The sequence below is a fragment of the Streptomyces sp. KL2 genome (genome assembly GCF_046529545.1).
In the GTDB taxonomy this organism is placed as follows: domain Bacteria; phylum Actinomycetota; class Actinomycetes; order Streptomycetales; family Streptomycetaceae; genus Streptomyces; species Streptomyces radiopugnans.
In genome coordinates this window covers 4,321,407-4,346,816 of record NZ_CP127170.1, presented here as the reverse complement: position 1 = coordinate 4,346,816, position 25,410 = coordinate 4,321,407, and the positions used below count along the sequence as shown (strand labels likewise).

Below are 25,410 nucleotides of genomic sequence, written 5' to 3'. Positions count from 1 at the left end.
GGGCTGCCGGTGCAGGTGCACGGCACGGAGGCCGACGGGTTCTTCGCCGGTGAGGGCGGATCTGGAGGCGGCCCGCGGCCTGGCCCGCAGGGCCGGTGACGCGGAGGTTTTCCTCTACCCCGGCGACCGGCACCTGTTCGCGGACGGCGGCCTGCCGTCCTACGACCGGGAGGCGGCCGGGCTGCCCGCGGAGCGCGCGCCGAAGTTCCTCGACCGCGTCGGGTAGTCGCGCGCGGCGGCCGGAGCGCACCTCGAAGGAGCGCCCGGGAAAGCCGGTGGCAGACGAGCCGCGCTGTACGCCGGGTTCTGTCTCCGGTGGGCCTCGCGGCCCGCCGGGAGGCGGCCATCCATCTGGGACCGGTGTCGCCACCGGCCTCGTGCGGTCTACCCGCGGACTCGGGCGGGCCGCCCTCGGTCGTCCGCGCAGGGCCGCCGTCCCGTTCGGGCGGCGGCCCCTCTTGACCTTGCTCCGGGTGGGGTTTACCGAGCCGCCCAGGTCACCCTGGGCGCTGGTGGTCTCTTACACCACCGTTTCACCCTTACCGGGGGCGGTGAGGCCCCCGGCGGTCTGTTTTCTGTGGCACTTTCCCGCGGGTCACCCCGGGTGGGCGTTACCCACCACCCTGCCCTGTGGAGCCCGGACGTTCCTCGACGTTCACCCCCGTAGGGGTTCGCGCCGCGACCGCCCGCACGACTCGTCTGCCGTACCGCCCATGCTATCCCGCCGCAGGGAGCGGCGCGGACGCGCGGCCACCGGGGGTACGGGCTGCGCGACGCGGCCGGGAGCGGGCGCGGGTGCTGCGCCTGTACGCCGGCGGCCCGCACGCGGCGGTGGCCGCGCTGCGGGCGGGTCGTTGCCGGGTCGGCCCTCAGGACTTGCCCTCGTCGCCGAGCGTCTCCTCGCGGGTGGACTTCCCGGTGCTGCGGTCCTCCACCTCGCCGCCGGACTTGGCGGGGTCGGCTCCGATCGCCTCGCGGGCGGCCTCGCCGCCGGTGCCGCGGTCGCCGAGGTCCGCGCCGGAGCGCGGCATGCCCTCGGTGCCCCGGACGTTCCCCTTCCCCTTCCGCGGAGAGCCCTTGCCCCGGGAGGTGCCCTCCTCCCGGGCCCGTCCGCCGGCGGCGGCCGGGTCGACGCGGCCCTTGGCGGTCTCCCCCGACAGGTGGCGGTTGCGCTCCCGGGCGACCTCCGCCAGGTCCTGGTCGTGCCGCTTGTCCTGTTCGGCCATGGTGTCCCTGCTTCCCCGGCCGTCCCGGCGGCCCGGACGGCCGTACGAGTCGGTCCCTGCCACCCGGAGGACGGAGTTCACATTCCGGCCATGTCGGGCGGCTTCTTCCGCGGGCGGGTGCCCGCCCGCGCACCCGTCATGCCTCCTCGTTCGCTCTCCGCGCGGCGCCCCGCGGCCCCCGGTGGCCCCGCGGCCACTAGATCGACCGTGTCTCGCCGCTGCGGTCGGCGTACGCCTCGACCGTACGGCCGTCCAGGGCCGCCAGGACGCGCCGGTGCAGGTCGTGGACCCGCTCGGCGTCCGCCGGGCCGACGGAGGAGTCCATGGTGTCCCGTACCAGGTCCGCGGCCTGCCGCACCTCCGCCGCTTCCCCGTCCTCGCCGGGCAGGGCCGCCGCCAGGTCCCGCAGCATGCGCAGTACGGCCGCCAGCACGGTGGGCTCCCCCGCGGAGAAGCGGCGCAGCTGCCCGCAGGCCAGGTCGAGGTAGTACCGCAGGTCCCGGTCCGGCACGACCGCCCGCCCGATGCCGTCCTCGTCCTCGTGCAGGGTCGGCCCCAGGCGGCGACCGGCGATCCTCACCAGCAGGTCGGCCATGTGGCCCACGGCGGTGGACGCGGTCACGGGGTCGTTGATCCCCGGGGACATCGCCTTGACCGCGATGTCCTCGAGCTGGCGGAAGCCGAAGGCCACGTCCTGTTCGAGGGTCCGCTCGTAGCCGAGTCGCAGGACGCCGTCGATCACGTCGGCCGTGCCGTCGGCGTACGGGTCGGGCGCTGCCGCGGAGGGGTCGCGCGCCCACACGGTGGCGATCGGGTTCCCGGCGACGAGCAGGTCGCCGGGGCGGACGCTCAGCCGGACGACGGTGTCGCCGCGGCGCGCGCACGCCACCAGCGCCTCGACGTCGACCAGCCGTACGAACCCGCTGCTCCGCCCGTACACCGTCACGCCGCGCGCCTCGTCCAGGTCCAGCTCGTCCGGGGAGCGCGGACGCGGGTCGCCGCGGACGGGGTAGAACGTCCGGATCGCCTCGCCGGTCTCGTCGTGGACGTCGAGCATCATGGAGTCCACCCGCAGTTCGCGGACGATGTGGCTGAGGAAGCCCAGCACGGCCGCCAGGGACGCGACGCCGAGCGCGGACGCCAGGAGCAGCGCGACGACGGGCAGCGCCTCGTCGGAGTTCATGAAGGCCAGGGTCGTCAGCGCGAACACCAGGGTCGCGAGCAGCACCGTCAGGACGGCCTTGAGCACCCGGTCGTGGGCGTAGCGCCGCAGCAGCCGCGGGGAGAACTGCTGGGAGGCCAGTTGCAGCGTCACCACGGTGACGCTGAAGGACAGGGTCGCCACCGTGACCGACGAGGTGGCCACCACCTGGAGCATCGTGGAGGCCGAGGAGTGGTCGCCCGGCCACAGGCCGGCCGGTCCGGTCCCGGGACGGGGCCGGATGCGTTCCAGGAGGATCGCGGCGACGAGGGCGGTGGCACCGCCCACGGTGGGCCACGTCCACAGCGGCGAGCGGGAGGACTCCGCCCGGGGGTTCCGGTTGCGCTGGAGGAGCTTCACGCCCGGCCGGGTACCGCGGCGGCGGCGGCCGAAGCCTCGCGCGGTGGCCGAAGCGGCCGGTCCGGCGGGACGGCATACCCTGCTGGTGCGCCGGGCGGAAGCGTGCGCTCCGCCGGACCGCGCGACCCGCAAGTGAGGAGAACCGCCGTGCTCGTACTGTTGCCGCCGTCCGAGGGGAAGGCCGCCGGGGCGTCCGGCCCCGCGCTCGATCTGGGAGCGCTGTCGCTGCCGGGGCTGACGGCCGCGCGGGAGGCGGTGCTGGCGGAGCTGGTGGAGCTGTGCGCGGCCGACGAGGACAAGGCGCGCGAGGTGCTCGGACTGAGCGAGGGCCTGCGCGGCGAGGTGGCGAGGAACGCGGCGCTGCACGGGGCCCCGACGCGCCCCGCGGGCGAGGTCTACACCGGTGTGCTCTACGACGCGCTGGACCTGGGCACGCTGGGCCCGGCGGCGCGGGAGCGGGCCGGGCGGTGGCTGCTGGTGTTCTCGGGGCTGTGGGGTGCGGTGCGGATCGGCGACCCGATTCCGCCCTACCGCTGCTCGGGCGGGGTGAGGCTGCCGGCGCTGGGATCGCTGGGCCGGTACTGGCGGGAGCCGCTGGGGGCGGTGCTGCCCGAGGCTGCGGGCGACGGGCTGGTGCTGGACCTGCGGTCGGCGGCGTACGGGGCGATGTGGAAGCCGAAGGGCGATCTCGCCGGGCGGACGGCGACGGTGCGGGTGCTCCAGTCCAGGATCGTCGGCGGTGTGGAGAAGCGGTCGGTGGTCAGCCACTTCAACAAGGCCACCAAGGGGCGGATGGTCCGCGCACTGCTGCGGGAGGGCGTCGAGCCGGGCGACCCGGCGGAGTTGGCGGAGGCGCTGCGCGGCCTGGGATACACGGTGGAAGCGGAGCCTCCGGCGAAGGGCGGGGCACCGTGGCGGCTGGACGTGGTGGTCACCGAACTCTGACGGACTCCGGCCGAACTCCGACCGGACTCCGTTTCGTTGCACGATGCGCAATGAGCGTTGCGGTAGGTGAGCGGGGTGGGCAGGATGGCCGCCATGACAGCCGACCCCGTACCGTCCGTACTCGCTCTCGGCCCGGTGCTGCCGGTCGTCGTCCTCGGCGAGACCCGTCCCGCCGAGGCCGTCCCGCTGGTGCGGGCGCTGGTGGCGGGCGGGCTGCGCGCGGTCGAGATCACGCTGCGGACGGAGGGCGCGGTGGAGGCGGTGCGCCGGGTCGCGGCGGAGGTGCCGCAGGCCGTGGTCGGCGCGGGCACGGTGCTCACCCCGGAGCAGGCGGTGGCGGCGCGGGACGCCGGCGCCCGCTTCCTGGTCAGCCCCGGCTGGACGGACCGGCTGCTGGCGGCGGCGCGGGAGACGGGCGTGCCGCTGCTGCCGGGGGTCTCGACCGCCTCGGAGGTCATGGCGCTGCTGGAGCGCGGGGTGGCGGAGATGAAGTTCTTCCCGGCCCGTGCGGCGGGCGGCCCGGCGTATCTGGAGGCGCTGGCCTCACCGCTGCCCGGGGCCCGGTTCTGCCCGACGGGCGGCATCGGGCCGGATTCGGCGGCGGACTATCTGGCGCTGCCCAACGTGCCCTGTGTGGGCGGCAGTTGGATGCTGCCGCCGGACGCGGTGCGGGCGCGGGACTGGGACCGGGTCGAGCGCCTGGCCCGCGAGGCCGCCCGGCTGGGCGCCGCCGCGGCCGCGGAGACGGCCGCGGACACGGCCGGCGGCGCGGATGGCGGGGACGTCAGCGCAGGTGGCCCGTGTCGTTGAGCAGCCGCAGCGAGGCGTTGCCGTCCGCGTAGTACGCCACCGCCGACAGCGAGGCCGCCGACAGTTCCATGCGGAACAGCGCCTCGGGCGGTGCGCCCAGGGCCGTGCACGCCAGCACCTTGACCGGCGTGACATGGGTGACCAGCAGGACCGTGCGGCCGGCGTGGCGGGCCAGGATCCGGTCGCGGGCGGACTCGACGCGGCGGATGACGCGTGCGAAGGACTCGCCGCCGGTGGGGGCGGCCTCGGGCGAGGCCAGCCAGGCGTCCAGGTCGTCCGGGTGGCGCTCGCGCACCTCGGCGAAGGTCAGCCCCTCCCAGGCGCCGAAGTCGGCCTCGCGCAGGTCGTGTTCGATCTCGACCCCCAGCCCCAGCCGGTCGGCGACCGCCCGCGCGGTCTGGCGGCAGCGCACCAGCGGCGAGCTGACCACGTGCTGGACGGTGCCGCGCGCCGCGAGGGCCGAGGCGGCCGCCTCGGCCTGGCGCAGCCCGGTCGCCGACAGTTCCGGGTCGGTGCCGCCGCTGCCGGAGAAGCGCTTGAGGGGGGTGAGCGGGGTCTCGCCGTGGCGCAGCAGGACGAGGGTGGTGGGGGTGCCCATGTCGGCGCCCCAGCCCACCTGCGGGGTGCCCGGCTCCCCGCGCCCGGCGGGCGCCGCGTGCTCCACGGGCAGCTCGTCGGCCGCGGTCAGGGCCGTCGGATCGTCCGTCCCTGCGCCCCGCTCGGCGGCGGCCGCCGTCCGGTGGGTCTCCCGCACGGCCTGGCGTACGGCGGCCCGCGCCGCCGCCCGCGCCTCGGCGGAGCTCTCGGGGGTGGCCGGGGACCCGGAGGCCCCGGTGAGGCCGGGGAGGGTGTCGGCGTGGGCGCCGGCGTCGAGTTCGGCGGTGGATGCGGCCGGCCGCCACGCCTCGCCGCGGCGGCCCGCGTCCATGGCCTCGTTCGCCAGCCGGTCGGCGTGCTTGTTCTCCTCGCGCGGGATCCACTGGTAGGTGACCGAGTCCGGCGGGAAGACCGAGGCGGCCTCCAGCGCCAGCGGGCGCATGCCGGGGTGCTTGATCTTCCAGCGGCCCGACATCTGCTCGACCACCAGTTTGGAGTCCATCCGCACCCGTACCAGGGCCTGCGGGTCGAGCGCGTGGGCCGCGCGCAGCCCGGCGATCAGGCCCCGGTACTCGGCGACGTTGTTGGTGGCGGTGCCGATGTACTCGGCCGCCTCCGACAGCGTCTGCCCGGTCCGGGCGTCGCGGACGACCGCGCCGTAGCCGGCCGGGCCGGGGTTGCCGCGGGAGCCGCCGTCGGCCTCCACGACGAAGGTCCTGCGGGATCCCGGGGCGTCCCGGGAGTCCGGCGAGTCCTGGGAGCCCGGCATCACAGTCCCGACTCGGGGGTGCGCACCAGGATCCGGCGGCAGTTCTCGCAGCGCACCACCGCGTCGGCCGGGGCCTGGCGGATCTCGTTCAGCTCGGTGATGTTCAGCTCGAGGCGGCAGCCCTCGCAGCGCCGCTGGTAGAGGCGGGCCGCGCCGACACCGCCCTGCTGCTCGCGCAGCTTGTCGTAGAGCTTGATCAGGTCGGCCGGGACCGAGGCGGCCACCACCTGGCGCTCCTTGGTGACCGCGGCGGCCTCGGCGTCGATCTCCGCCAGCGCCGCGTCGCGCCGCCCGACCGCGTCGTCGATCCGGGCCTGGACGGAGTCGGTCCGCCGGGCGAGCTCGGCCGCGCGCTCCTGGGCGGACTCGCGGCGCTCCATGATCTCCAGTACGACATCCTCCAGGTCGCTCTGGCGCCGCGAGAGGGAGGCGATCTCGCGCTGGAGGTTCTCCAGGTCCTTCGGCGAGGTGACCGCGCCGGAGTCCAGGCGCTGCTGGTCGCGGGCGGCGCGCTTGCGCACCTGGTCGACGTCCTGCTCCGCCTTGGTCTGCTCGCGGGCGGTGTCGCTCTCCTCCGTCCGGGCGGCGACCAGCAGGTCGCGCACCTGGGAGAGGTCGGCGTTCAGTCCCTCGATCTCGGCGTGCTCCGGCAGGTTCCTGCGCCGGTGGGCGAGCTGGGTGAGCCGGAGGTCGAGGGCCTGGACGTCGAGGAGGCGGATCTGGTCGGCGGGCTCGGCGTTCAGTTGGGGGCTCCTGTGATGGTGGTGGTGGGGGCGGCACCCTCGGCGGGGGCGGACGCCGCGTGGACGGTCCAGGGGTCGGTGACCGTGCGGGAGACGTGGACGCGCAGTCCCCAGCCGTGCCGCTGCGACACGGCGTCGAGCTGGGCGGCGGCCTGTGTGCACCAGGGCCACTCGGTGGCCCAGTGCGCGGCGTCCACCAGCGCCGGCCCCGCGTGGGGGCCGCCGTGCTGCACGGCCTCGGAGGCCGGGTGGTGGCGCAGGTCTGCGGTGACGTAGGCGTCGACGCCGGCGGCCCGCACCTGGTCGAAGAGGCTGTCGCCGGAGCCGCCGCAGACCGCGACGGTGCGGATCGGCCGGCCGGGGTCGCCCGCGGCCCGGACGCCCTGCGCGGTGGCGGGCAGCCGTGCGGCCACCCGCTCGGCGAAGCGGGCCAGCGGCTCGGGGGCGTCCAGTTCGCAGATCCGGCCCAGGCCCCGCCGTCCGGCCGGATCGGTGGGGTCGGGCACCAGCGGGCCGGTGATCCGCAGGCCGAGGGCCTCGGCGAGGGCGTCGGAGACACCGGGGTCGGCGCGGTCGGCGTTGGTGTGCGCCACGTGGAGGGCGGTGCCGGCCCGGATCAGGTCGTGTACGACCCGGCCCTTGAAGGCGCCGGCGAAGACCGTGGTGGTGCCGCGCAGGTAGAGGGGGTGGTGGGTCAGCAGCAGTTCGGCGCCGAGTTCCACCGCCTCCTCGGCGGTCTCCCGCACCGGGTCGACGGCGACCAGCACTGCGCTCACCTCGGCATCGGGGTCTCCGCAGACCGTTCCGACGGCGTCCCACTGCTCGGCCCGCTCGGGGGGCCACAGTTCGTCGAGTGCGGCGATGACATCGGAGAGTGCAGGCACGGGTGAGAGGTTACCTGCCGCGCGGCCCGGTATGCGGGGCCGGGCGGAGCACACCGGACGCCTCCTCTCCCCGCGAAACGGCCCGCCGTCCCCCGTACGTGTGAAGGCGTCCGGCTCGGACCGTCCGGCGGGGGGTGCGAAAACTACCGTCCTCACCGGAGGTGATGGGCTGATGACGATCAGTGTCGTCGAGGCTGTCCGGAGCGAGGGCGGAAGGGAGGCGCACCCCGGCCTCACGATCGCCGCGGACGGCTCCTACGCGGCCCGGCTCGCGCCGGCCGGGGACGGGCGCGGCCGGATCCCGGAGCGCTGGACGCTGGACGGCCCGGAGCCGTACGCGGTCCCGCTGCCGGGGCCCCGCCCGGAGGGACCGGGCGCCCAGGTGCTGCCGCTGCCCGACGGGCGGGTGCTGATCTGCCGGGAGGCGGACGGCCGGCACCACCTCGCGCTGCTCTACCCCACCGGCCCGGGCACCGGCGAGCTCCCGCTGGGCTCGGTGGGCTGCGAGCGGCTGCGGCTGCTGCCGCCCGCCCCGGGCGGCTCGCACGGTCCGTACGGTTCGGCGGTCCACGCGCTCGCACCCGGCGAGCACGGCTCGACGGTGTGGCTGGTACACGGGGGCGGCCGCGGCCCGGAGCCGGTCGCCGGGGTGCCCGGCCGCTGCTCGGGCGGCGTCTGGCTGGACCGCGAGGGGCGGCTGCTGGCCCTGGACCGCACCGACGCCGCCGGCCGTACCAAGACCGTCGCCGTCGATCTGGGGCGCGGCGGCGAGGTCTTCCCGCTGCTGGAGCTCACCGACGACAGCGACGACCGGCTGCTGCTGGCCGATCCGGACAGCGGTCTGCTGCTCCTGCGCTCCGACGCGCCGGGCGAGGTACGGCTGGGCTGGGGCGTGCTCGGCAGTCACCGGCCGGTGCGCTTCCCCGACGCCCTGCGCCCGCCCGGCGTCGCGCTGACCCCGTTCGCCGTCCAGCCCGGCCAGGCCCTCACCCCCGAGGGCTGCGCGGTGGCGCTGCGCGCGGACGGGCCGAACGGGACGTGGGTGGCGGTGTGGCGCCCCTCCCAGCGGAGGCTGCGGCATCTGCCCGCCCCGGTGGGGTGGGTGCGGGGGACGGGCCTGTGGACGGCGGACGGCGAGTTGCGGCTGCCGTACGCCGTCGGCCGGACGGGCCGGACGCAGTGCGGGCTGGCCCGGATCACGCCGCCCCCGGAGTCCGGGCCGCTGCCCCGGCAGCGCGCGGAGCGCTCCGCGGAGGGGGACGGCCCGCCGGAGGATGGCCGCTCACCGCGGGACGGTTCGGCGGAGGCCGGCGGTCCGCTCGCGGTGCGGGCGGCGGCCTTCACACCGGTGCCGCTCCAGCAGGCGCCACTGGCCCGGACCGGGGCGGAGCGAAGATCGTAGAACTACTACGATCTGGTCGGGTACGGAGGAAACGACCTCAAGTCCACACCCCGACTCCACGGAGTGTTTCCGCGATGTCCCAGACCCAGACCGAGACGAGCAGCGAGACGAGCACCGGGACCGGCGAGCACCACGGCCGGCACCGCGGTCCGGCCGCCGTCGGCGAGGAGGCCAGGGTGCCCGCGCAGGGACGCCACCGCCGCCCCGCCCAGGAGGAGCCGCGGGAGGACTGATCCCGCCCCGCTCCGGCACGTCCTCGTGAGCCCCGGGTGCCGCGGAAGACCGCGGCACCCGGGGCCCTTCCGTCCGCCTCCCCCGCCTCCCCCCCTCCGCCGCCTCGTCTCCACCCGCTGCGACGGACCTCCCCTCCCCCGCCGTAGAGCAGATGAGGAGAGGCCGCCGCCGCGCGGCGGCCGGGCCGCGGACGGCGCGGACGAGCGAGCGGAGGAGACCGGCCCATGGCGAGGAGACGTAACGGACGCATACGCAGGAGCGTCAGGGGGACGGCGGTCACGGCGGCGGCCGTGGCGGCACTGACCGCCTCGCAGCCCCCCGTGCCGGCGGCCCACCCCTCACCCGCGGCCGGACGGGCCGCGGCTCCGAGGGCTTCCGTCTCCGGCGACGGGCCCTACCTCACCGAACTGCCGCCGCTGCGGACCCCCGGCCCCTCGGCCGGGACCGGCTCCCCCGCCCCCTCCCCGCTCCTCCCGGCCGCCCGGCGCGGGGGCATTCCGGTCACGGCCCTGGAGGCGTACCGGAGGGCGGACGCGGCGCTCGCCCTCAGCCACCCGAGGTGCCGGCTGTCCTGGCAGCTCCTGGCCGCCATCGGGCAGGTGGAGTCCGGGCACGCACGCGGCGGGCGGGTGACGGCGGACGGCACGGCGGCCCCGCCCATCCTCGGCCCCCGGCTCGACGGCGTGGGCTTCGCGCGCATCTCGGACACCGACGGCGGCGCGTACGACGGCGACACCGTCTACGACCGCGCGGTCGGGCCGATGCAGTTCATCCCGTCCACCTGGGCCGCCTGGGGCGCGGACGGCAACGGCGACGGGCGCGAGGACCCGAACAACATCCACGACGCCGCCCTCGCCGCCGGGCGCTACCTGTGCGCGGGCGGCAGGAACCTGTCGGACCCGGCCGACCTGAACCGCGCGATCCTCGGCTACAACCGCTCCGAGGCGTATCTGCGCACCGTCCTGGCGTGGTTCGCGTACTTCCGCGGCGGCCACTTCACCGTCCCCGACAGCCCCGCCGGGCAGGCCGCACCGCAGAGCGCGCGCCCGAAGCCGTCGCGCACGGCTTCCGGCGAGCCGGAACGCGCCGGTGGAGAGGGGGGCGCGCGCCCGTCGTCCGCGCCCGCTCCCACACCCGAGGCGGAGCCGTCGAAGCCGCCCCGGAAGAAGGAGACGGCCGAGCCGGAGCCCGAGACGTCCGCGCCGGACCGCCTCGACGTCCCCGACCGGGTCGGCGACCTCCTCCCCGGCCCCACCGCCGCCCCTCCGGCCGGGGACGGCGGTCCGGCATCCGGGGACGCCCCCGTCCTGCGCCTGCCCTGACCGCCGGGCGGCTCCCGACCCACCTCACCGGGCCGGCGGCGCGTAGGGCAGCATGGGGCGGCGGCACAGGGGCCGGGCGGGCCGGAACCGGCCGGACCGGGCAGGACAGGGCAGGACCGGGCAGGACAGGGAGAGCGAACCGATGGACTCCGCAGCGCGACCCGCACCCGAGGTCCTCGCCGCCTTCGAGGCGGCGAAGGGCTTCATGCCCGCCGACGAGGGACTGGCGCTGTACGCCGCCGCCCGCGACGCGGCGCGGCTGGGGCTGCCGCTGCTGGAGATCGGCACGTACTGCGGCCGCTCCACCATCCTGCTGGCCGACGCCGCCCGCCGCGCGGACGGCGTCGTGACCGTCCTGACCCTCGACCACCACCGGGGCAGCGAGGAGCAGCAGCCGGGCTGGGAGTACCACGACCCCTCCCTGGTGGATCCCGAGGTGGGGCTGATGGACACCCTCCCCTTCTTCCGCCGCACCCTGCACGCCGCCGGGCTGGAGGAGTACGTCGTCGCGCTCGTCGGCCGCTCGCCGCGGGCGGCGTCGGTGTGGGGCGGGCGGCTCGGCCTGGTCTTCGTCGACGGCGGGCACACCGACGAGCACGCGGCGGCCGACTACGAGGGCTGGGTCCCGCACCTGGCCGAGGGCGGGCTGCTCGTCGTCCACGACGTCTTCCCGGACCCGGCCGACGGCGGCCAGGCGCCGTACCGGATCTACCGCCGCGCGCTGGAGTCCGGCGCCTTCGCCGAGGAGCGCGCGGTCCGCTCGCTGCGCGTTCTGCGGCGTACGGGCCCGGGTCTGTAAGGCGCGGCGCTACGATCCGATCATGTCCCTCGGCCGGCGGCTGTCCACCTTCCTCGTGGCTCTCGCGATCGTGCTGCCCGTCTGCCTGGCGGGCCGGCTGGCGTGGCAGTCGGTGCGGGACGCGGACGCGGGCGGCGCGCCCGGTGCCCCCGAGGCTTCCAGGGCGCCCGGTACACCCTCGTCCGGCCCCTCCCCCGAGGAGCCGGACGGGCGGGGAAGACCCCTGGAGGGCGCCGTGGTGGTGCTCGATCCCGGGCACAACCCGGACAACCGCGAGCACACCCGTGAGATCGCGCGCCGGGTCGACGCCGGCACGCACCGCAAGGAGTGCGACACCACCGGCACGGCCACCGACTCCGGCTACGCGGAGGCGTCCTTCACCCTCGACGTCGCCCGCCGCGCCCGCACCCTCCTCGAAGGGCTGGGCGCGAAGGTGGAGTTCACCCATGACGGCGACCGCCCGTACGGACCGTGCGTGGACGAGCGCGCCCGGGCCGGGAACGAGGCGGGGGCCGACGCCGTGGTCTCGGTGCACGCCGACGGTTCGGGCGAGGGCGACCGGGGCTTCCACGTCATCCTCCCGGCGCGGGTGACCGAGGGCTCCGCCGACACCCGGCGGATCACCGGCCCCTCGCGCCGGCTGGGCGAGCACCTTGTCGGCGCCTTCGCCGAGGCCACGGGGTCCGGGCCCGCCGACTACCTGGGGGGCTCCGTGGCCGAGACCGGCCTGGTCGTCCGTGACGACCTGGGCGGGCTGAACCTCTCCCGGGTGCCGAAGGTCTTCCTGGAGTGCGGCAACATGCGCGATCCGCGGGAGGCCCGGCGGCTGGCCGACCCGGAGTGGCGGCAGCGTGCGGCCCGCGGCATCGCCGAAGGCGTCAGGGCCTTCCTGCTCGGCGAGCGCGACAGCGCGCGAACCGGTGGGTGAGCCGGTGGGACGGGCCGGGGCCGGGAGAACCCGCCGGACTCCGCGGAGCGTCCTTCCGTACGATAGGGCCCGCCCCCGTCTGACCAGACCATGACGAAACCGATTAAGGATATTACGTGAACATCCGCTCGCTCACCCGAAGCGATGGCGCGGTTGTCGGAGCAGCGGTGCTGCTGTTCATCGCCTCGTTCCTCGCCTTCTTCAAGGCCGACAACTGCACCGAGAACTGCACGGTCAGCAGCTGGGAGCCCGCACTCTTCCCGCTGCTGCCGACCGTGACGCTCGCTGCGCTGATCGCGGCCGCCCTGCTCGTCGCCGGGCGGGTGCTGCCCGGCGACCGCAAGGTGGCGGGGCTCGGCCTCGACCAGTGGGGCACCGCGCTGGCGGTCTTCGTCGGCTGGGCGGCACTGTGGTCGATGTTCGCCACCATCGCGCCGGACCCGGAGAACCAGAACCTCAACCGGGGTATCGACCTGGGCGCGGGCGCCTGGCTGACCCTCATCGGCGGCCTGCTCATGGCGGCCTTCGCCGTCCTGGGCAACACCGTGGGCGCGCTCAGGGCCCCGCTGCTGCCGGCCCCCTCCCCGCAGGCCCCGAACCCCTACGGCCCGGGCCCGCAGGCCGGCGGTTACGGCTACCCCGGCGTCCAGCAGGGACAGCCCGGCCAGCCGATGCAGGGGCAGCCGCAGGGCGGCTACGGCTACCCGGGCGGCCCGCAGCCGGGACAGCCCGGCCAGCCGATGCAGGGACAGCCGGTGCAGGGGCAGCCGCACCAGCCGTACGGCGGGGGCCGGCCCGCGCAGCAGCAGGCGGCCCCGGCGGGCGGCGGCGCTCCGGCCGACCCGAACTTCCAGCCGTTCTGGTTCGCCGTGCCGGTCGCCCGGCCGCTGTACGGCGAGGACGGCTCCCCCGCACCGGTCGCCGAGCTGGCTCCGGGCACCTGGTACCTGGCGGTGGAGCAGCGCGGCCAGGCGCTGGTGGCGCAGACGCAGGACGGCCGCCGCGGCGTCCTGCAGGACACCTCGGGCATCCAGCGCGGCTGATCCCCCGCGCGGTCGCGCGGCGAACACGCGGGCAGACACGCGACAGGCCCCGTCCGGTACCGGACGGGGCCTGTCGCGTGCGGCGGCGGTGGCCGGAGCCGGCCCGGATCGGGCCACCGGGCCGGCTCCGGCTCAGCAGCAGTCCGGCTCGAGCCCGGCCGGCAGCCCCTCGCCGCCGAAGACCGCCACCGTGGCCTCGTCGCCGCCGAGCGCGGCCACGGCCAGCAGCAGCGAGCCGGCGGTCCAGGAGGTCAGCTCCTCCGGCCAGAAGGCCTCGTCCTCGAAGACGTAGCCGGTCCAGTACAGGCCGTCCTCGGCGCGCAGGTGCTGCATCCAGCGCAGGATCTCCAGCGCCCGGTCGGACTCCCCCATCACCCACAGGGCCAGGGCGAGTTCGGCGCTCTCGCCACCGGTCACCCAGGGATTGGGCAGAACGCAGCGCACGCCCAGGCCGGGGACGACGAAGCGGTCCCAGCCGGACTCGATGCGCTCCTTGGCCGCGGCTCCGGTCACCGCGCCGCCCAGGACGGGGTAGTACCAGTCCATCGAGTAGCGGTCCTTGTCCAGGAAGCGCTCGGGGTGGTGGCGCACCGCGTGGCCCAGCCAGCCCAGTGCCAGCTCCCAGTCCGGCTGCGGTTCCTCGCGGTGCTCCGCCAGGGCCAGCGCGCAGCGCAGCGCCTGGTGGATGGAGGAGCAGCCGGTCAGCAGGGCGTCGGTGACGGGGGTGCCGTCGGCCTCCCGCTTCCAGCCGATCTGACCGCCGGGCTGCTGGAGTTCCAGGACGAACTCCACGGCCGCGTGGACCACCGGCCACATGCGGTCCGCGAAGGTGTCGTCGCCGGTGGCCAGGTAGTGGTGCCACACCCCGACGGCGGCGTAGGCGCAGAAGTTGGTCTCCTTGCCCAGGTCGGTGGGGCGGGCCGCGTCCCCGTCGGCGTAGGCGGCGTACCAGGAGCCGTCCTCGTTCTGGTGCTCGGCCAGCCAGAGGTAGGCGGCCTCGGCCCGCGCGTGCTCCCCGGCCGCGTCCAGCGCCATGGCGGCCTCGACGTGGTCCCAGGGGTCGAGGTGGTGGCCGCGGAACCACGGGATCGCGCCGTCCTCGCGCTGGAGGGCGGCGATGCCCGCGACGGTCCGCTCGGCCTGTTCGGCGGTCAGGACGCCGGGCAGGACCAGCCGTTCGGTGCGGCCCGGGCTCGTCACGCCGTCCCCTGACCGGAGACGGCGCCGGCGGGCAGGTGCGGCTTGGTGGCGTAGGCCACGAAGCTCTTGCCCATCACCGGGTTGAGCAGCTCCTCGGCGAGGCGGGTGGCCAGCGGCTTCTTCATGATGTCCCAGACCAGCAGCTTGTGGTACGCGCGTACCGGCAGCGCGGCGTCGTCGCCGTCCCGGTTCACCCCGAAGGCGCACTTGAGCCACCAGTACGGGGAGTGCAGGGCGTGCGCGTGGTGGGTGCCGTACGGCTTCAGGCCCGCTCCGCGCATCTTCGCCAGCAGTTCACCGGCGCGGTAGATGCGGATGTGGCCGCCCTCGACCTCGTGGTACGCGTCGGACAGCGCCCAGCAGACCTTCTCCGGTCCGTAGCGCGGCACGGTCACCGCGATCCGGCCGCCGGGGCGCAGCACCCGGACCATCTCGGCCAGGACGCCCTTGTCGTCGGGGATGTGCTCCATCACCTCGGAGATGATCACGGCGTCGAAGCTGTCGTCGGGGAAGGGCAGTGCCAGGGCGTCGCCCTCCATCGCGGTGGCCTCGGCGCCCGCCGGGGCCTCGCCGGCCTCCTTCATGGCGGCGAACCACTTGGCGACCTCGCGGATCTCCTCGGCGTTGCGGTCCAGCGCGACGACGCGGGCGCCGCGCCGGTAGCACTCGAAGGCATGGCGTCCGGCGCCGCACCCCAGGTCCAGGACCCGGTCCCCGGGGGCGAGCGGGAAGCGGGAGAAGTCCACGGTCAGCACTGGTGTCTGCCTTCCTCGGTGCGGTGCGGGTGGTGCGGTGCGCTGTGGTGTGCCGGGGTGACGGGCCGGAGGCGGCGGGCGGCGGCTAGTGGAGGGCGGTCGCGGCGGGTCCGCGGGCCTCGACGGCGGCCCGGTAGTGCTCCACCGTGCCGCGGGCGGCCTGTTCCCAGGTGAAGCGGCGCAGCACCCTCTCCCGTCCGGCCGCGCCCAGGCGCGCCCGCAGTTCCGCGTCGCCGAGCAGTCTGCCCAGCGCCGCGGCGAGCGCGCCGGCGTCGGCCGGCTCCACCGCCAGACAGGTCCGGCCGTCGGGGCCGGCGACCTCGGGGATGGCGCCGCCGGTGGTGGCGACCAGGGGGGTGCCGGTGGCCATGGCCTCGGCCGCCGGCAGGGAGAAGCCCTCGTAGAGGGAGGGAACACAGGCGATCTGGGCGCCGCGCACCAGGTCGGCCAGCTCCCGGTCGCTGATGCCCTTGACGAACTCCACAGCGCCGCCGAGCCCGTAGCGCTCCATCGCCTCGGCCACCGGTCCCTTCTCCGGGCGCTTGCCGACGACGACCAGATGCGCGTCCGGGTGCTCGGTGCGGACCTTGGCCAGGGCCTCGACGAGGTGGACCAGCCCCTTGAGGGGGACGTCGGCGCTGGAGGTGGTGACGATGCGGCCGGGGATCTCGGGGACGGCGGGGTCGGGCGAGAACAGCCGGGTGTCGGCGCCGATGGGCACGACGTGAATGCGCTCGGGGCGCACTCCGAGGTCCTCGGTGATCTCCCGGCGGGAGGATCCGGAGACGGTCAGCACGGTGGGCAGCCGCCGGGCGACGCGCTTCTGCATGCGGGTGAAGCCGTACCAGCGGCGCACCGAGGCCCGGCGCCTCCACCCCTCGGCGGCGGCCAGGTCCAGGCGGCGGTCGACGGTGATGGGGTGGTGGACGGTGGTGACCAGGGGGAAGCCGAGCCGCTCCAGGCCGAGCAGGCCGTAGCCGAGGGTCTGGTTGTCGTGGACGACGTCGAACTCGCCGCGGCGGGCGGCCAGGTGGCGGCGGGCGCGCAGCGAGAAGGTCAGCGGCTCGGGGAAGCCCCCGGTCCACATGGTGGCGACCTCCAGCGCGTCGACCCAGTCGCGGTACTCGTCGCGCTTCGGCGTGCGGAAGGGGTCGGGCTGCCGGTAGAGGTCGAGACTGGGCAGGCGGGTGAGGGAGACCTCTCCCGGCAGGCCCTCCTCCTGGTCCAGTACGGGGTAGGGCTGGGCGCCGATCACCTCGACGCGGTGGCCGAGCCGGGCCAGCTCACGCGACAGGTGGCGCACGTAGACGCCCTGGCCGCCGCAGAACGGGTTCCCCTTGTAGGTGAGCAGTGCGATCCGCAGCGGCCGGCCGCCGTCGGCGGCCTCGCCCGCCAGGGGTCCGGGCGCGGCGCCCCAGGTGGCCTCTGCCGTCACTCACGGCCCCCTTCTCGAAGGTCCTCGCGGCGATTTTCCGCCGGAGCGTAACCGCCGGGGATAATCTGGAACAAGTTTCAAGGATGCCCCGGGCGCGCTCGGCCCGCGCCCCGGACCCGTCCGGTTCCGGGAGCGGGTCCGGCTCGCAAGATTACCGGCCGGTAGAAGTTCCGGGCCGAGCCGGTCCGGGTGATTCACGCCACGGCTCCGTCCTGCGAGGATGCGGTCTCCCGGGCCCCTGGAACGGCCCGGACCCGCGGCGGGAGCCGCCCGGGCCCGACGGGACAGACGGCAGGAGAGACTTGACGGCACATCCCGGCTTCCCCTCCGCCCCGCCTCTCACCGAGCGCCAGGAGGCGCGCCGCCGCCGCATTCTGGCGGCCAGCGCCGGGCTGGCGCGGCGCGGGGGCTTCGGCGCGGTGCAGATGCGCGAGGTCGCCGAGTCCGCGGACGTCGCGCTGGGCACGCTCTACCGCTACTTCCCCTCCAAGGTCCATCTGCTGGTCGCCACCATGTACGACCAGCTGGAGCGGCTGCACGAGACGCTGCACCGGCACCCGCCGAAGGAGCCGGAGCCCGCCGCCCGGGTCGCGGTGACGCTGACGCGCGCCTTCCGCGCGCTCCAGCGGGAACCGAACCTGGCGGATGCCATGCTGCGGGCGTTCACCTTCGCCGACCGCTCGGCCGGTGCGGAGGTCGACGCGGTCTCCCGGCTCACCACCGAGATCATCCTGGACGCCGTGGGAGCGCGGGGGGCGCCGACGCCGGAGCGGCTCTCGGCGGTCCGCGTCATCGCCCATACCTGGCATTCGGCACTGATCGGATGGCTCTCCGGACGCATTTCGATCGAACAGGTCCAAGAAGACATCGAAACGGTTTGCATATTGATCGCCGCGGAAACGACCAATGAAGTGCGCCGGTAGTTCGATCCGTGGTTCGCAAGCCCCCCAGTCGCCTCCCGCGCTCCCGTTACCAACCGGTACTGGCCGAAACTCTGCGTTAATCAGTGCCATTTACAGGTATTCGTTGACGGGTGTTCGACAAACGTCCCCCGATCAGGGCACTGGAGGATCCGAACGTGATTCAGGTATTGCTGGTGCACCATTTCGGCCTGCTGCGATCCGGGCTGGCAGCGTTGCTCAACGATGCATCCGACCTGCAAGTGCGTGACGTCCCCTGGTCCAGCGACCCCGGCCGGCTCCGGGCCCTGCGGGCGGACGTGTGCGTCGTGGACCTGGACGGCCCCGGGGCCCCGGACGTGGCCGGCATGGCGGAACTGTGTCGGCATATGACCTCGGCAAAATGCGGGCTACTGGTTCTGGCCACTCCCGGACGCCCCGGCGCGCTGCGCCGCGCCTATGACGCACAGGCCCTGGGATTCGTCAACAAGGACGCCACTCCGCAGAAGTTACTCGAGGGCATCCGGCACGTCGCCGCAGGGAAGAGATACGTGGACGAGTCCCTCGCCCACGACCTGCTGCGCTCTGCCGAAATGCCCCTCACAGCAAGAGAGCTGAGCGTTCTGTCACTGGCCGCGAAGGGGGCGACGGTCTCCGAGATCGCCAGGCGCCTGCACCTCTCGCACGGCACCATACGCAACTACATGTCGGCGATCACCCGTAAGACCGGGGCACGCAACAGGGTCGACGCCATACGGATATCGCAGGGCGCGGGCTGGGTGTGAGCGTCCGCCGGGTGACGGCCCGGACGGGCGCTCGCATGCGTGTGCGCGGGCGCGCTCAGGCACGCCCGCCGGCCGGGCTCGGCCGGCCCGTCAGGCCGGGGCGCTCTCGCGCCCCGGCCTGACGGCGGGCCGGCCGTCGCGGCCGGTGTGCCAGCGCCCCACCAGGTCGCGGTAGAGCGGTGAGCGGCCCAGCAGTTCGCTGTGGCTTCCGGCGGTGGCGCGGGCCCCGTCCATCACCAGTATCCGGTCGGCCCGGTGCGCCGAGCTGATCCGGTGCGCGATCACCACCAGCGTGCCGGGCCGGTCCGCGAACGCCCGCTCGGCGCGCGCCTCCGCCTCCGGGTCCAGATGGCAGGTGGCCTCGTCCAGCAGCACCAGGGGCGCGGGTGACAGATGGGCCCGCCCCAGCGCGATCAGCTGCCGCTCCCCCTGGGAGAGGGCGGCCGGGTCGATCACCGCGTCCAGCCCGCCCAGCCCGTCGGCCAGCGGGCCGAGCCCGACCGCCGCCACCGACGCGGCCAGCCTCTCCTCCTCCGGGCCGTCCTCCGGCGCCCCGTCCGGCAGGCCGTCCGGGCACAGGTAGAGCAGGTTCTCGCGGAGGGTGCCGGTGAACACGTACGCCTGCTGCGGGATCAGCACACGCTGTCGCGCCAGCTCGCCGGCGCCCCTACCGGCGGCGCGGGGAGGGGCGCCGTCCACCAGCACCTCGCCCCGGCCGGGGGTGAGCAGGCCCGCCACCAGAGCGGCGAGGGTGGACTTGCCGATGCCGCTGGGGCCCACGACGACCAGATGCTCGCCGGGTTCGACGGTCAGGTCCACCTCGCGCAGCACCGGCTGGGCGCCGGGGCCGTAGGCGAAGGTGACCGAGCGCAGCTCCACCCGGGAGCCGGCCGCGGGCCGGGCGGGGGCGGGGGTTTCTGCGGGGGTTTCGGCGGAGGTCGCGGAGGTCGCGGCGGACTCCACGACACCGGACCGGGCGGCGGGCAGGGCCGCGGAGGGGGTGGTGGCCGGCTTCGCGGCGGCCGGCGCGCCGTGCGGCGGGTCCTCCCCGACGAGCCGGTCCAGGATCACCAGCAGCCGGGTGCCCGCCGCCCCCAGGGCGCTCATCAGGGTGCGCAGGGCCGGCAGCAGCGACTGGGTCAGATACGTCAGCGCGCCCAGCAGCGCGCCCGCCGTGAGTCCCCGCTCCAGCAGCCACGGGGTGGCGAACAGCAGCAGCACGATCGGCAGGTGCCCGGCCACGCCCAGCGCCACGGTGCGGGCGGCGGCCCACCGGGCCAGCGAACGGGCCGCCTCCACCTCGGTGGCGACCAGCGCGTCCGCCTCCCCGGCGGTGCGCCGCTCGGCTCCGCACGCCACGACGTCCCGCAGCCCGGCGGCGACGGCCCCGTAGCGCGTGGAGAGGGCCTCGTCCGCGTCGAGGAAGTCCCGCTGGCGCGCCGCCATCGGCACCAGCGTGGCCGTGAAGAGCAGCAGCCCCAGCACCAGGGGCGGCAGGACCACCAGGAGCAGCAGGGGGTGGAGGGAGGCCAGCCCGGCCAGGGCCCCGGCCGCGGTGAAGACGAAGGAGCGCAGCACCAGCACCAGCCCGGCGAAGCTGTCCCGGGCCAGCTCGGTCTGGTGGGTCAGGCGGGAGACGGAGGAGCTGTCCGCCCGGGCCGGCTCGGCCACCGCCCCGTGCAGGGCGCGGGTCACCACCCGGCGCAGCAGCCCGTCGCGCAGCGGCTCCACCAGGTCGGCCAGCCCGCGGAAGACCCCCCGTACGGCCAGGCCGCCGACGACGGTCGCCGCGGCGGCCACCGCCAGCCAGGCCAGCCCCGTCCCGGTGCTCCCGGCCAGGAAGCCGCGGTCCAGGGCCTGGGCCACGCCGTAGCCGACCAGGAAGGTCTGCGCGGACTCCAGCAGCGACCAGCCGCCGAGCCGGGCCAGGACGCGCCGCCGGCTCCGCAGGAAGCGCGCGGCGCGCGGCAGGAGGCGGCGGGCCGGGCCCGGGGCGGTACGGCTCACCGGGCTCACCGGGGCTCCTCCGCCGCGGCGCGGGCCGCCCGGGCAGCCGGGCCGCCGGACGCGCCCGGAGCGCCCGGGACGTCAGGGCCGTCCCCGGTCGCGAAAACCGCCCGGTACTCCGGCAGTTCCCACAGGGCCTCGTGCGGTCCGACGGCCCGCACCCGGCCGTCCTCCAGCCATGCCACCAGGTCCGCGCGGGCCGCGGAGGAGACGCGGTGCGCGATCAGCAGCCGGGTGCCGGCCCGCACCCGGTCCGTCAGCGCCCGGCTCACCTGGAGCTCGGTGACGCTGTCCAGGCTGGATGTGGCGTCGTCCAGCACCAGCAGCCGCCCCGCGTGGGCGAAGGCGCGGGCCAGGCCCAGGCGCTGGAACTCGCCGCCGGACAGCGGCGCGTCCGCGAGCGCGGTGCCGTAACCGGCGGGCAGGCGGCGGACGAAGGCGTCCGCGCTGGCCGCCCGCGCGGCGTCCTCGACGGCTCCGGGTCCCGGGTCGTACGCACCGAAGGCGACCGCCTCGCCGACGGTGTCCCCGAACAGGGCCGGCCGCTCGAAGGCGTAGCCGACCTCGCGGCGCAGCTCGGCGGGGCCGAGTCCGTCCAGCGGGACGCCGTCGAGCAGCACGTGCCCCTCGTCGGGGTCGGCCAGGCGCCCGGCGAGCGCGGCGAGGGTGGACTTGCCCGAGCCGGAACGCCCCACCACGGCCATCGTGGCGCCGCCGGGCACCACCAGGTCGACACCGCGCAGCACCTCGCGCCCGCCGCGCACGGCGGTGACACCGCGCAGCTCCAGCCGTCCGGTGCCGTCCGGCGGCAGGGTGCGGCAGCCGTACGCGACCGGGGGCACGGCCAGCAGCTCGCCGACACGGCGGGCGGCGGCGCGGCTGCGCACCAGGGCGCCGATCCGGCCGGTGGCCGCGCCGACCCCGGCGGCCAGGGCCGCGTAGCGGGAGGCGGCCAGCAGTTCGCCGACGCTCAGCTCCCCGGCGGCCAGCCGCACCCCGCCCACCGCCAGGACGGCGATCGTCAGCAGGGGGACCAGGACGCCGCCGCCGACCATGGCCTGCCCGTACACGTGCCACATCCGCCGTCCCTGGGCGGCCAGTTCGGGCAGCGGGGCCAGGACGCGGGCGCGTTCGCGGCCGGCGGTGCCCGCGGCGGCGAGGGTACGGGCGCCGGCCAGGGCCTCGACCAGGCGCGCGGCGATCTCGCCCTGGACGCGCTGGTAGCGCGAGACGCTGTCGGAGGAGCCGCGGGCGAAGGCGCGCAGCAGCAGCACCAGCAGGGGGACCCCGGCGCAGAAGGCGGCGGCGAGCCAGGGGTCCACCAGCAGCAGGGCCACCAGGGCGCCGAGCGGGGTGAGGAGCGAGGAGACGGCGGTGGCGGCGGCGGCGGGTACCGCGCCGGCCTCGGCCGCGTTGCCCGACAGCCGGGTCACCAGGTCGCCGTGGGGGAAGCGGGCCACCCGCCGGGGGCCCACGGCCAGCAGGTGCTCCAGTCCGCGGCGGCGCAGCCAGGCGGTGGAGCGGGCGTCGGTGGTGCCGGTGAGATGGGCGCTCACCGCGTCCAGCAGCACCTCGGCCGCCACCAGCAGCGCGCACAGCGCCGTCCAGCGGGCGGCCTCCCCGGAGCCGTCCAGCGCCAGGTCGAGGGTGTGCCCGAGCGCGGCGGGCAGGGCCACGGAAGCGGCGGCGGAGGCGGCGGCGAGCAGGCAGATCGCCGCGGCGCGTCCGGCGCTGTGGCGGATCGCGGCCGTCAGGACCCGGTCGGCCGGGGCGCCGGTGCCGGCGGCAGCGGCATCAGCGGGGCCGGCGGGGTCTGCGGCGGGCTGGGGCGCCATGGGCGGTTGGCTCCTCGCGTCCGTGGGCGGCGCGGCGGGGGTACGCGCGGGGCGGCCGGGGTAGACCTGGGATACGGCGATGCGGTCCCGGGCGCTGTGACCGCCCGGGACCGCGTCGACCGTTTCACGACCGCGGGACCGGATCCCGCGGCGCCGGGGTCAGCGGCAGGTGGTGACGCTCAGGGAGCTGTCGCCGCACAGCAGCAGGCTGGCCTCGGAGCCGCCGCCCGCGACGGTGCCCTTGTCCTCGGAGGTCTCCAGGGTCTGCAGGTCGAGAAGCGTCATTTCTCTTTTCCTTTCGTTTCCGTGGGGACGGGATCTTCCGGTACGGCCTCCCTGACGAGAGACCGGCTCTGGGGCCGCCTGGGGGGCGGCGGGAGGAAGGGCAGGTGCACGGGGGTGTCGTGCAGCGCGCTGCCCAGGGCGAGCAGACAGCCGGCCGTGCCGGTGGCGAGGTCCATCGACAGGCGCATCATCTGCTCGCCGGGGAAGGCCAGCAGGCCCTGGTAGGGGACGGCGGCCCGGGTCAGCGAGGCGATCTGGCGGCGCAGGTCCGCCTCGTGGGCGCCGGGGTCGCCGACGGTGGTGCGGCCCAGGTGCAGGATCATCCCGGCCGCGCCCCGGAACAGGGCGGGCTGGGCGTAGAACCTGGAGCGGGCGGCCTTGAGGATGTCGTGCCGCGCCCGCTCGAACCGCTCGTCGTCGCGGTGGGCGGCGTAGTCGTCCAGCACCATCCCGATGCCGACGCTGCCCTCGCCCAGGTAGGGCATGGTGCGCCAGCCCTCGTCCACCTGGAGGGCGCCGCCGGCGCCCGTCACGCAGCGGTCGAGGTCGCGCCGGAGGGCGTCGGCGGCGAGGTCGAGCAGTCCGGGCTCGCCGGTGCGCTCGTACAGCCGCAGGAAGAGCAGTGCCTGGCCGGCCGAGCCGTACAGCAGCCCGGCCCGGGGTCCGCGCCCGGCGGAGGACCGGGCCGCGGCGCCGTTCCCGGCGCGTGCGGCCCCGTGTCCGCCCTTGTCGGCGACGAGGCGGGCGCAGCGCAGCGCCTCCTCGTGCAGGGCGCTCTCGCCGGTGGAGGCGGCCAGGGAGTCCAGGGCCAGGCCGATGCCTGCCAGTCCGCCGTGCAGGTCGGGGGCCAGATCGTCCCAGGGCTGGTCCACGACCGTCCCGGCCAGTTCCAGGGCCCGGTCGGTGTGGCCGAAGCGCTCCAGGGTCCAGGCGATGCCGGCCAGTCCGTCGTAGAAGCCCAGCGGGGTGCCGGAGGCGGGCTCCTTGGTCCTGCGCAGCAGCCAGTCCTCGGCGTCCGGGCACCTCTCGCCGCCGGTCTCGGCCAGGGCGTAGAGCACGCCGGCCGCGCCGTTGGCGAAGCCCGCGCCGCCGCCGGCGGCGAACTGGGCGATGTCGCCGGGGAAGAAGCGGTCCTCCCGTTCGGGGGTGGCCGAGGCGAGTACCGCCCGCACCATCGAGTCGCGGCTGCGCGGCCAGTCGGCGGGATGGACGGGCAGATAACCCTGCCCGGGTGCGCCCGTCGCGGCGCCCGCCGTCCCCTCCTGGGCCGTGCCGCCCGGCCCGTGCCCGGCGCCGGAGGGCGCCGGGGCCTCCCAGCCGCGGAGGATCTCCGCCACGGCCTCGTCGAGGAACCCGCGCGGCACGGGGAACTCCTCGGCCACCAGCTCGGCCAGGTGCGCCGCCTTGCCCCGGTCGATCGCCAGCAGGCTGGTCTGCGGCAGGAAGAGCGCGATGCGCAGGCAGGCCAGGGCGTAGCGGTCGACGTCGAACCCCCTGCGGTCGGCGGGAGCCACGAAGCCGGGGTTGGCGATGACCTGGCGGCGGCCCTCGTCGATGTGGGCCGCGGCCTCGAAGTCCAGCAGCGTCACCGAGATTCCGCCGTCGTCGCCCTCGCGGACCATGATGTTGAACAGATGCAGGTCGTTGAAGACGACGCCGCGGGCGTGGACGGCCTCGACGGCCTCCTCCACCAGCCGGTGGACGCGCAGGGCCCACTCGGTGTACCCGGCGATCGCCTCCGGAGCGGGATCCGCCTCGATCAGCGGGTGGCGCAGGGCGAAGAAGCTGTTGAGCGGCCGGCCCTCGACGTACTCCAGCACCAGGAACCAGTGGTCGCCGAGCTGGAACCAGTCGCGCACCTCGGGGGTCTGGGGCAGGCCGGACAGCCTCTCCAGCGCCTCCTTCTCGCGGCGCAGGCGGGTCACGGCGTCGGCGCCGTCGGCGGCGAGGCCGGCGTGGGGGCGGCCCTCCTTGAGGACGACCTTCTCGCCGGTGCGGCTGTCGGTGCCGACGTACACGCCCCCGCCGTTGGAGAAGTGCAGTGCCTTCTCGATGCGGTAGGGGATGTCGGCGACCTTCGCCGCGCCGCGGGCCTCCAGATGGGGCCGCAGGAAGTCGGGGAGGGTGATCCAGTCCGGGACGTGGAAGGCCGGGTCCCTGCGGTCGGGCACCAGGCGGCCCTCGGCGTCCTCGACGGCCGGACGCAGCTCGCCGTCCTCGTAGCAGTGCCGCTCGGTGAAGCTGCCCCAGCGCACGTGCACCGGGCCGTTCCCCCAGCGCAGGTCGCTGAGGATGTACGGGCCGCTCTCGCCGGCCAGCAGCGCGTCGAGGTCCTCGGCGATGGTGCGGCACTGCTCGTCGCCGGCCGGGTAGACGGTGACGAACTTCCCGCTGGCGCCGCGGTCGGCGTACTTGGCGTTGCGGTTGTGCAGGAGGTAGCGGCTGGGCATGAACTTGAAGGCCACGCCCCGGGACACGCAGTAGTCCCACACCTTGTCCAGGATCCGCTCGGCGTTGTCCAGGCAGGCCGAGACGTGGACCTTCCAGCCCTGGGCGGGGAGTTCGGCGTCCAGCGGGCGCAGGGCCAGCCAGTCGCCGGAGCGGTGGCGCTGCCAGCCGGCGGGAGCGGGGCGGCGGGCGGCCTCGTAGGTGCCGGCCCGCCCGGCCTCGTCCGGGAGGCGGTGGGGGGTGTCGTAGAAGTGGCGGTCGGCGTCGCAGAAGACGGCGTAGCCCTTGCTCATCGCTCCCCCTTCGGCTCTTCTCGGTCACCGGCGGCGTCTGGGGAAGACCTTTCCACGGCGCCGGAGGGGCGGGACAGTCACAGCTGTCACGAGTCGGCCGTGAGGAACTCACGAGTAACTCCGCCGCGGGGCTCGACGCGGACTCCACCGCGGATCCTGCCGCGGTCCTGCCGCGGTCCTGCCGCGGTCCTGCCGGGTGTCCTGC

General features: G+C 75.8%; 23 protein-coding genes and 1 other RNA gene. 11 read left to right on the top strand and 13 right to left on the bottom strand.

Going from position 1 to position 25,410, the window contains the following annotated elements; translation table 11 throughout:
- The first annotated feature begins 49 nt into the window (after positions 1-49).
- Complete coding sequence (locus QPK52_RS19540; RefSeq protein WP_410538761.1) at positions 50-226, top strand: hypothetical protein; 177 nt, start codon at positions 50-52, stop codon at positions 224-226.
- A gap of 53 nt (positions 227-279) precedes the next feature.
- Here the strand turns inward: QPK52_RS19540 and rnpB are convergent.
- The 3 genes from rnpB to QPK52_RS19525 form a co-directional block, all read right to left on the bottom strand.
- Positions 280-698, bottom strand: an RNA gene (gene rnpB / locus QPK52_RS19535) — RNase P RNA component class A.
- Between the two features lie 171 nt (positions 699-869).
- The gene (locus QPK52_RS19530) at positions 870-1,226 is read right to left on the bottom strand and encodes a hypothetical protein (RefSeq protein WP_410538760.1); all 357 of its coding nucleotides are present in this window, start codon (positions 1,224-1,226) and stop codon (positions 870-872) included.
- Between the two features lie 196 nt (positions 1,227-1,422).
- Entirely contained in the window at positions 1,423-2,787 is a 1,365-nt protein-coding gene (locus QPK52_RS19525) for a DUF2254 domain-containing protein (RefSeq protein WP_410538759.1), read from the bottom strand.
- 147 nt (positions 2,788-2,934) lie between these two features.
- Here QPK52_RS19525 and yaaA point away from each other — a divergent pair, with 147 nt between their 5' ends.
- Together yaaA and eda are read left to right on the top strand one after the other, a co-directional pair.
- The gene (gene yaaA / locus QPK52_RS19520) at positions 2,935-3,732 is read left to right on the top strand and encodes a peroxide stress protein YaaA (RefSeq protein ID WP_410538758.1); all 798 of its coding nucleotides are present in this window, start codon (positions 2,935-2,937) and stop codon (positions 3,730-3,732) included.
- 93 nt (positions 3,733-3,825) lie between these two features.
- The gene (gene eda, locus QPK52_RS19515; protein WP_410538757.1) at positions 3,826-4,542 is read left to right on the top strand and encodes a bifunctional 4-hydroxy-2-oxoglutarate aldolase/2-dehydro-3-deoxy-phosphogluconate aldolase; all 717 of its coding nucleotides are present in this window, start codon (positions 3,826-3,828) and stop codon (positions 4,540-4,542) included.
- On the opposite strand, the gene QPK52_RS19510 is transcribed toward eda, so the two are convergent.
- Genes QPK52_RS19510 through QPK52_RS19500 form a run of 3 tightly spaced genes read right to left on the bottom strand, consistent with a single transcriptional unit; the run spans position 4,517 to position 7,535 of the window.
- On the bottom strand, positions 4,517-5,908 hold the full coding sequence (locus QPK52_RS19510) for a bifunctional RNase H/acid phosphatase (RefSeq protein WP_410538756.1): 1,392 nt from the start codon (positions 5,906-5,908) through the stop codon (positions 4,517-4,519). The genes eda and QPK52_RS19510 overlap by 26 nt on opposite strands.
- The gene (locus QPK52_RS19505) at positions 5,908-6,651 is read right to left on the bottom strand and encodes a zinc ribbon domain-containing protein (RefSeq protein ID WP_410540400.1); all 744 of its coding nucleotides are present in this window, start codon (positions 6,649-6,651) and stop codon (positions 5,908-5,910) included. The genes QPK52_RS19510 and QPK52_RS19505 overlap by 1 nt, the downstream gene beginning before the upstream one ends.
- On the bottom strand, positions 6,648-7,535 hold the full coding sequence (locus QPK52_RS19500; protein WP_410538755.1) for a Nif3-like dinuclear metal center hexameric protein: 888 nt from the start codon (positions 7,533-7,535) through the stop codon (positions 6,648-6,650). Before QPK52_RS19500 ends, QPK52_RS19505 begins: the two co-directional genes overlap by 4 nt.
- A 172-nt stretch (positions 7,536-7,707) precedes the next feature.
- On the opposite strand from QPK52_RS19500, the gene QPK52_RS19495 reads away from it, so the two are divergent.
- From QPK52_RS19495 to QPK52_RS19470, 6 genes are all read left to right on the top strand, one after another.
- Positions 7,708-8,937 carry a hypothetical protein gene (locus QPK52_RS19495; protein WP_410538754.1) on the top strand — a complete coding sequence of 410 codons (1,230 nt, stop codon included), beginning with the start codon at positions 7,708-7,710 and terminating at the stop codon, positions 8,935-8,937.
- A 74-nt stretch (positions 8,938-9,011) separates the two neighbouring features.
- Positions 9,012-9,170: a hypothetical protein gene (locus QPK52_RS19490; protein WP_410538753.1), complete on the top strand. Its 159-nt coding sequence runs from the start codon at positions 9,012-9,014 to the stop codon at positions 9,168-9,170.
- A gap of 225 nt (positions 9,171-9,395) precedes the next feature.
- Positions 9,396-10,493 (top strand): lytic murein transglycosylase, encoded by a 1,098-nt coding sequence (locus tag QPK52_RS19485; protein WP_410538752.1) that lies wholly within the window; start codon positions 9,396-9,398, stop codon positions 10,491-10,493.
- Positions 10,494-10,635: 142 nt separating this feature from the next.
- A complete protein-coding gene (locus tag QPK52_RS19480; protein WP_410538751.1) occupies positions 10,636-11,292 on the top strand; it encodes a class I SAM-dependent methyltransferase in 657 nt (218 codons plus the stop codon).
- A 22-nt stretch (positions 11,293-11,314) separates the two neighbouring features.
- Positions 11,315-12,220, top strand: a complete 906-nt coding sequence (locus tag QPK52_RS19475) for an N-acetylmuramoyl-L-alanine amidase (protein ID WP_410538750.1) — start codon at positions 11,315-11,317, stop codon at positions 12,218-12,220.
- A 116-nt stretch (positions 12,221-12,336) separates the two neighbouring features.
- Positions 12,337-13,263 carry a DUF5336 domain-containing protein gene (locus QPK52_RS19470; RefSeq protein WP_410538749.1) on the top strand — a complete coding sequence of 309 codons (927 nt, stop codon included), beginning with the start codon at positions 12,337-12,339 and terminating at the stop codon, positions 13,261-13,263.
- Between the two features lie 132 nt (positions 13,264-13,395).
- On the opposite strand, the gene QPK52_RS19465 is transcribed toward QPK52_RS19470, so the two are convergent.
- The 3 genes from QPK52_RS19465 to QPK52_RS19455 all read right to left on the bottom strand — a co-directional run bounded on the left by QPK52_RS19465 (position 13,396) and on the right by QPK52_RS19455 (position 16,653).
- Positions 13,396-14,463 carry a prenyltransferase gene (locus tag QPK52_RS19465; protein ID WP_410538748.1) on the bottom strand — a complete coding sequence of 356 codons (1,068 nt, stop codon included), beginning with the start codon at positions 14,461-14,463 and terminating at the stop codon, positions 13,396-13,398.
- Positions 14,460-15,218 carry a class I SAM-dependent methyltransferase gene (locus QPK52_RS19460; protein WP_410538747.1) on the bottom strand — a complete coding sequence of 253 codons (759 nt, stop codon included), beginning with the start codon at positions 15,216-15,218 and terminating at the stop codon, positions 14,460-14,462. The genes QPK52_RS19465 and QPK52_RS19460 overlap by 4 nt, the downstream gene beginning before the upstream one ends.
- Before the next feature lie 85 nt (positions 15,219-15,303).
- On the bottom strand, positions 15,304-16,653 hold the full coding sequence (locus QPK52_RS19455) for a glycosyltransferase family 4 protein (protein ID WP_410538746.1): 1,350 nt from the start codon (positions 16,651-16,653) through the stop codon (positions 15,304-15,306).
- A 302-nt stretch (positions 16,654-16,955) separates the two neighbouring features.
- Here QPK52_RS19455 and QPK52_RS19450 point away from each other — a divergent pair, with 302 nt between their 5' ends.
- Positions 16,956-17,576, top strand: a complete 621-nt coding sequence (locus QPK52_RS19450; protein WP_410538745.1) for a TetR family transcriptional regulator — start codon at positions 16,956-16,958, stop codon at positions 17,574-17,576.
- A 155-nt stretch (positions 17,577-17,731) separates the two neighbouring features.
- Entirely contained in the window at positions 17,732-18,337 is a 606-nt protein-coding gene (locus QPK52_RS19445; RefSeq protein WP_410540399.1) for a LuxR C-terminal-related transcriptional regulator, read from the top strand.
- A gap of 90 nt (positions 18,338-18,427) precedes the next feature.
- Here QPK52_RS19445 and QPK52_RS19440 read toward each other — a convergent pair whose 3' ends face one another.
- The 4 genes from QPK52_RS19440 to lanKC form a co-directional block, all read right to left on the bottom strand.
- A complete protein-coding gene (locus QPK52_RS19440) occupies positions 18,428-20,344 on the bottom strand; it encodes an ATP-binding cassette domain-containing protein (RefSeq protein ID WP_410540397.1) in 1,917 nt (638 codons plus the stop codon).
- 5 nt (positions 20,345-20,349) lie between these two features.
- Positions 20,350-22,179, bottom strand: coding sequence for an ABC transporter ATP-binding protein (locus QPK52_RS19435; protein WP_410538744.1), 1,830 nt, complete (start codon positions 22,177-22,179; stop codon positions 20,350-20,352).
- Positions 22,180-22,338: 159 nt separating this feature from the next.
- Entirely contained in the window at positions 22,339-22,464 is a 126-nt protein-coding gene (locus tag QPK52_RS19430; protein ID WP_093654844.1) for a SapB/AmfS family lanthipeptide, read from the bottom strand.
- Positions 22,461-25,205, bottom strand: coding sequence for a class III lanthionine synthetase LanKC (lanKC, locus tag QPK52_RS19425; protein ID WP_410538743.1), 2,745 nt, complete (start codon positions 25,203-25,205; stop codon positions 22,461-22,463). Before lanKC ends, QPK52_RS19430 begins: the two co-directional genes overlap by 4 nt.
- Positions 25,206-25,410 lie beyond the last annotated feature (205 nt).

Bases quoted from the DNA above. Each gene is read 5' to 3' on its own strand.
- QPK52_RS19530 (WP_410538760.1), bottom strand. From the start codon at position 1,226: ATGGCCGAACAGGACAAGCGGCACGACCAGGACCTGGCGGAGGTCGCC.
- eda (WP_410538757.1), top strand. From the start codon at position 3,826: ATGACAGCCGACCCCGTACCGTCCGTACTCGCTCTCGGCCCGGTGCTG.
- QPK52_RS19510 (WP_410538756.1), bottom strand. From the start codon at position 5,908: ATGCCGGGCTCCCAGGACTCGCCGGACTCCCGGGACGCCCCGGGATCC.
- QPK52_RS19495 (WP_410538754.1), top strand. From the start codon at position 7,708: ATGACGATCAGTGTCGTCGAGGCTGTCCGGAGCGAGGGCGGAAGGGAG.
- QPK52_RS19490 (WP_410538753.1), top strand. From the start codon at position 9,012: ATGTCCCAGACCCAGACCGAGACGAGCAGCGAGACGAGCACCGGGACC.
- QPK52_RS19485 (WP_410538752.1), top strand. From the start codon at position 9,396: ATGGCGAGGAGACGTAACGGACGCATACGCAGGAGCGTCAGGGGGACG.
- QPK52_RS19480 (WP_410538751.1), top strand. From the start codon at position 10,636: ATGGACTCCGCAGCGCGACCCGCACCCGAGGTCCTCGCCGCCTTCGAG.
- QPK52_RS19475 (WP_410538750.1), top strand. From the start codon at position 11,315: ATGTCCCTCGGCCGGCGGCTGTCCACCTTCCTCGTGGCTCTCGCGATC.
- QPK52_RS19435 (WP_410538744.1), bottom strand. From the start codon at position 22,179: ATGGCGCCCCAGCCCGCCGCAGACCCCGCCGGCCCCGCTGATGCCGCT.
- QPK52_RS19430 (WP_093654844.1), bottom strand. From the start codon at position 22,464: ATGACGCTTCTCGACCTGCAGACCCTGGAGACCTCCGAGGACAAGGGC.
- lanKC (WP_410538743.1), bottom strand. From the start codon at position 25,205: ATGAGCAAGGGCTACGCCGTCTTCTGCGACGCCGACCGCCACTTCTAC.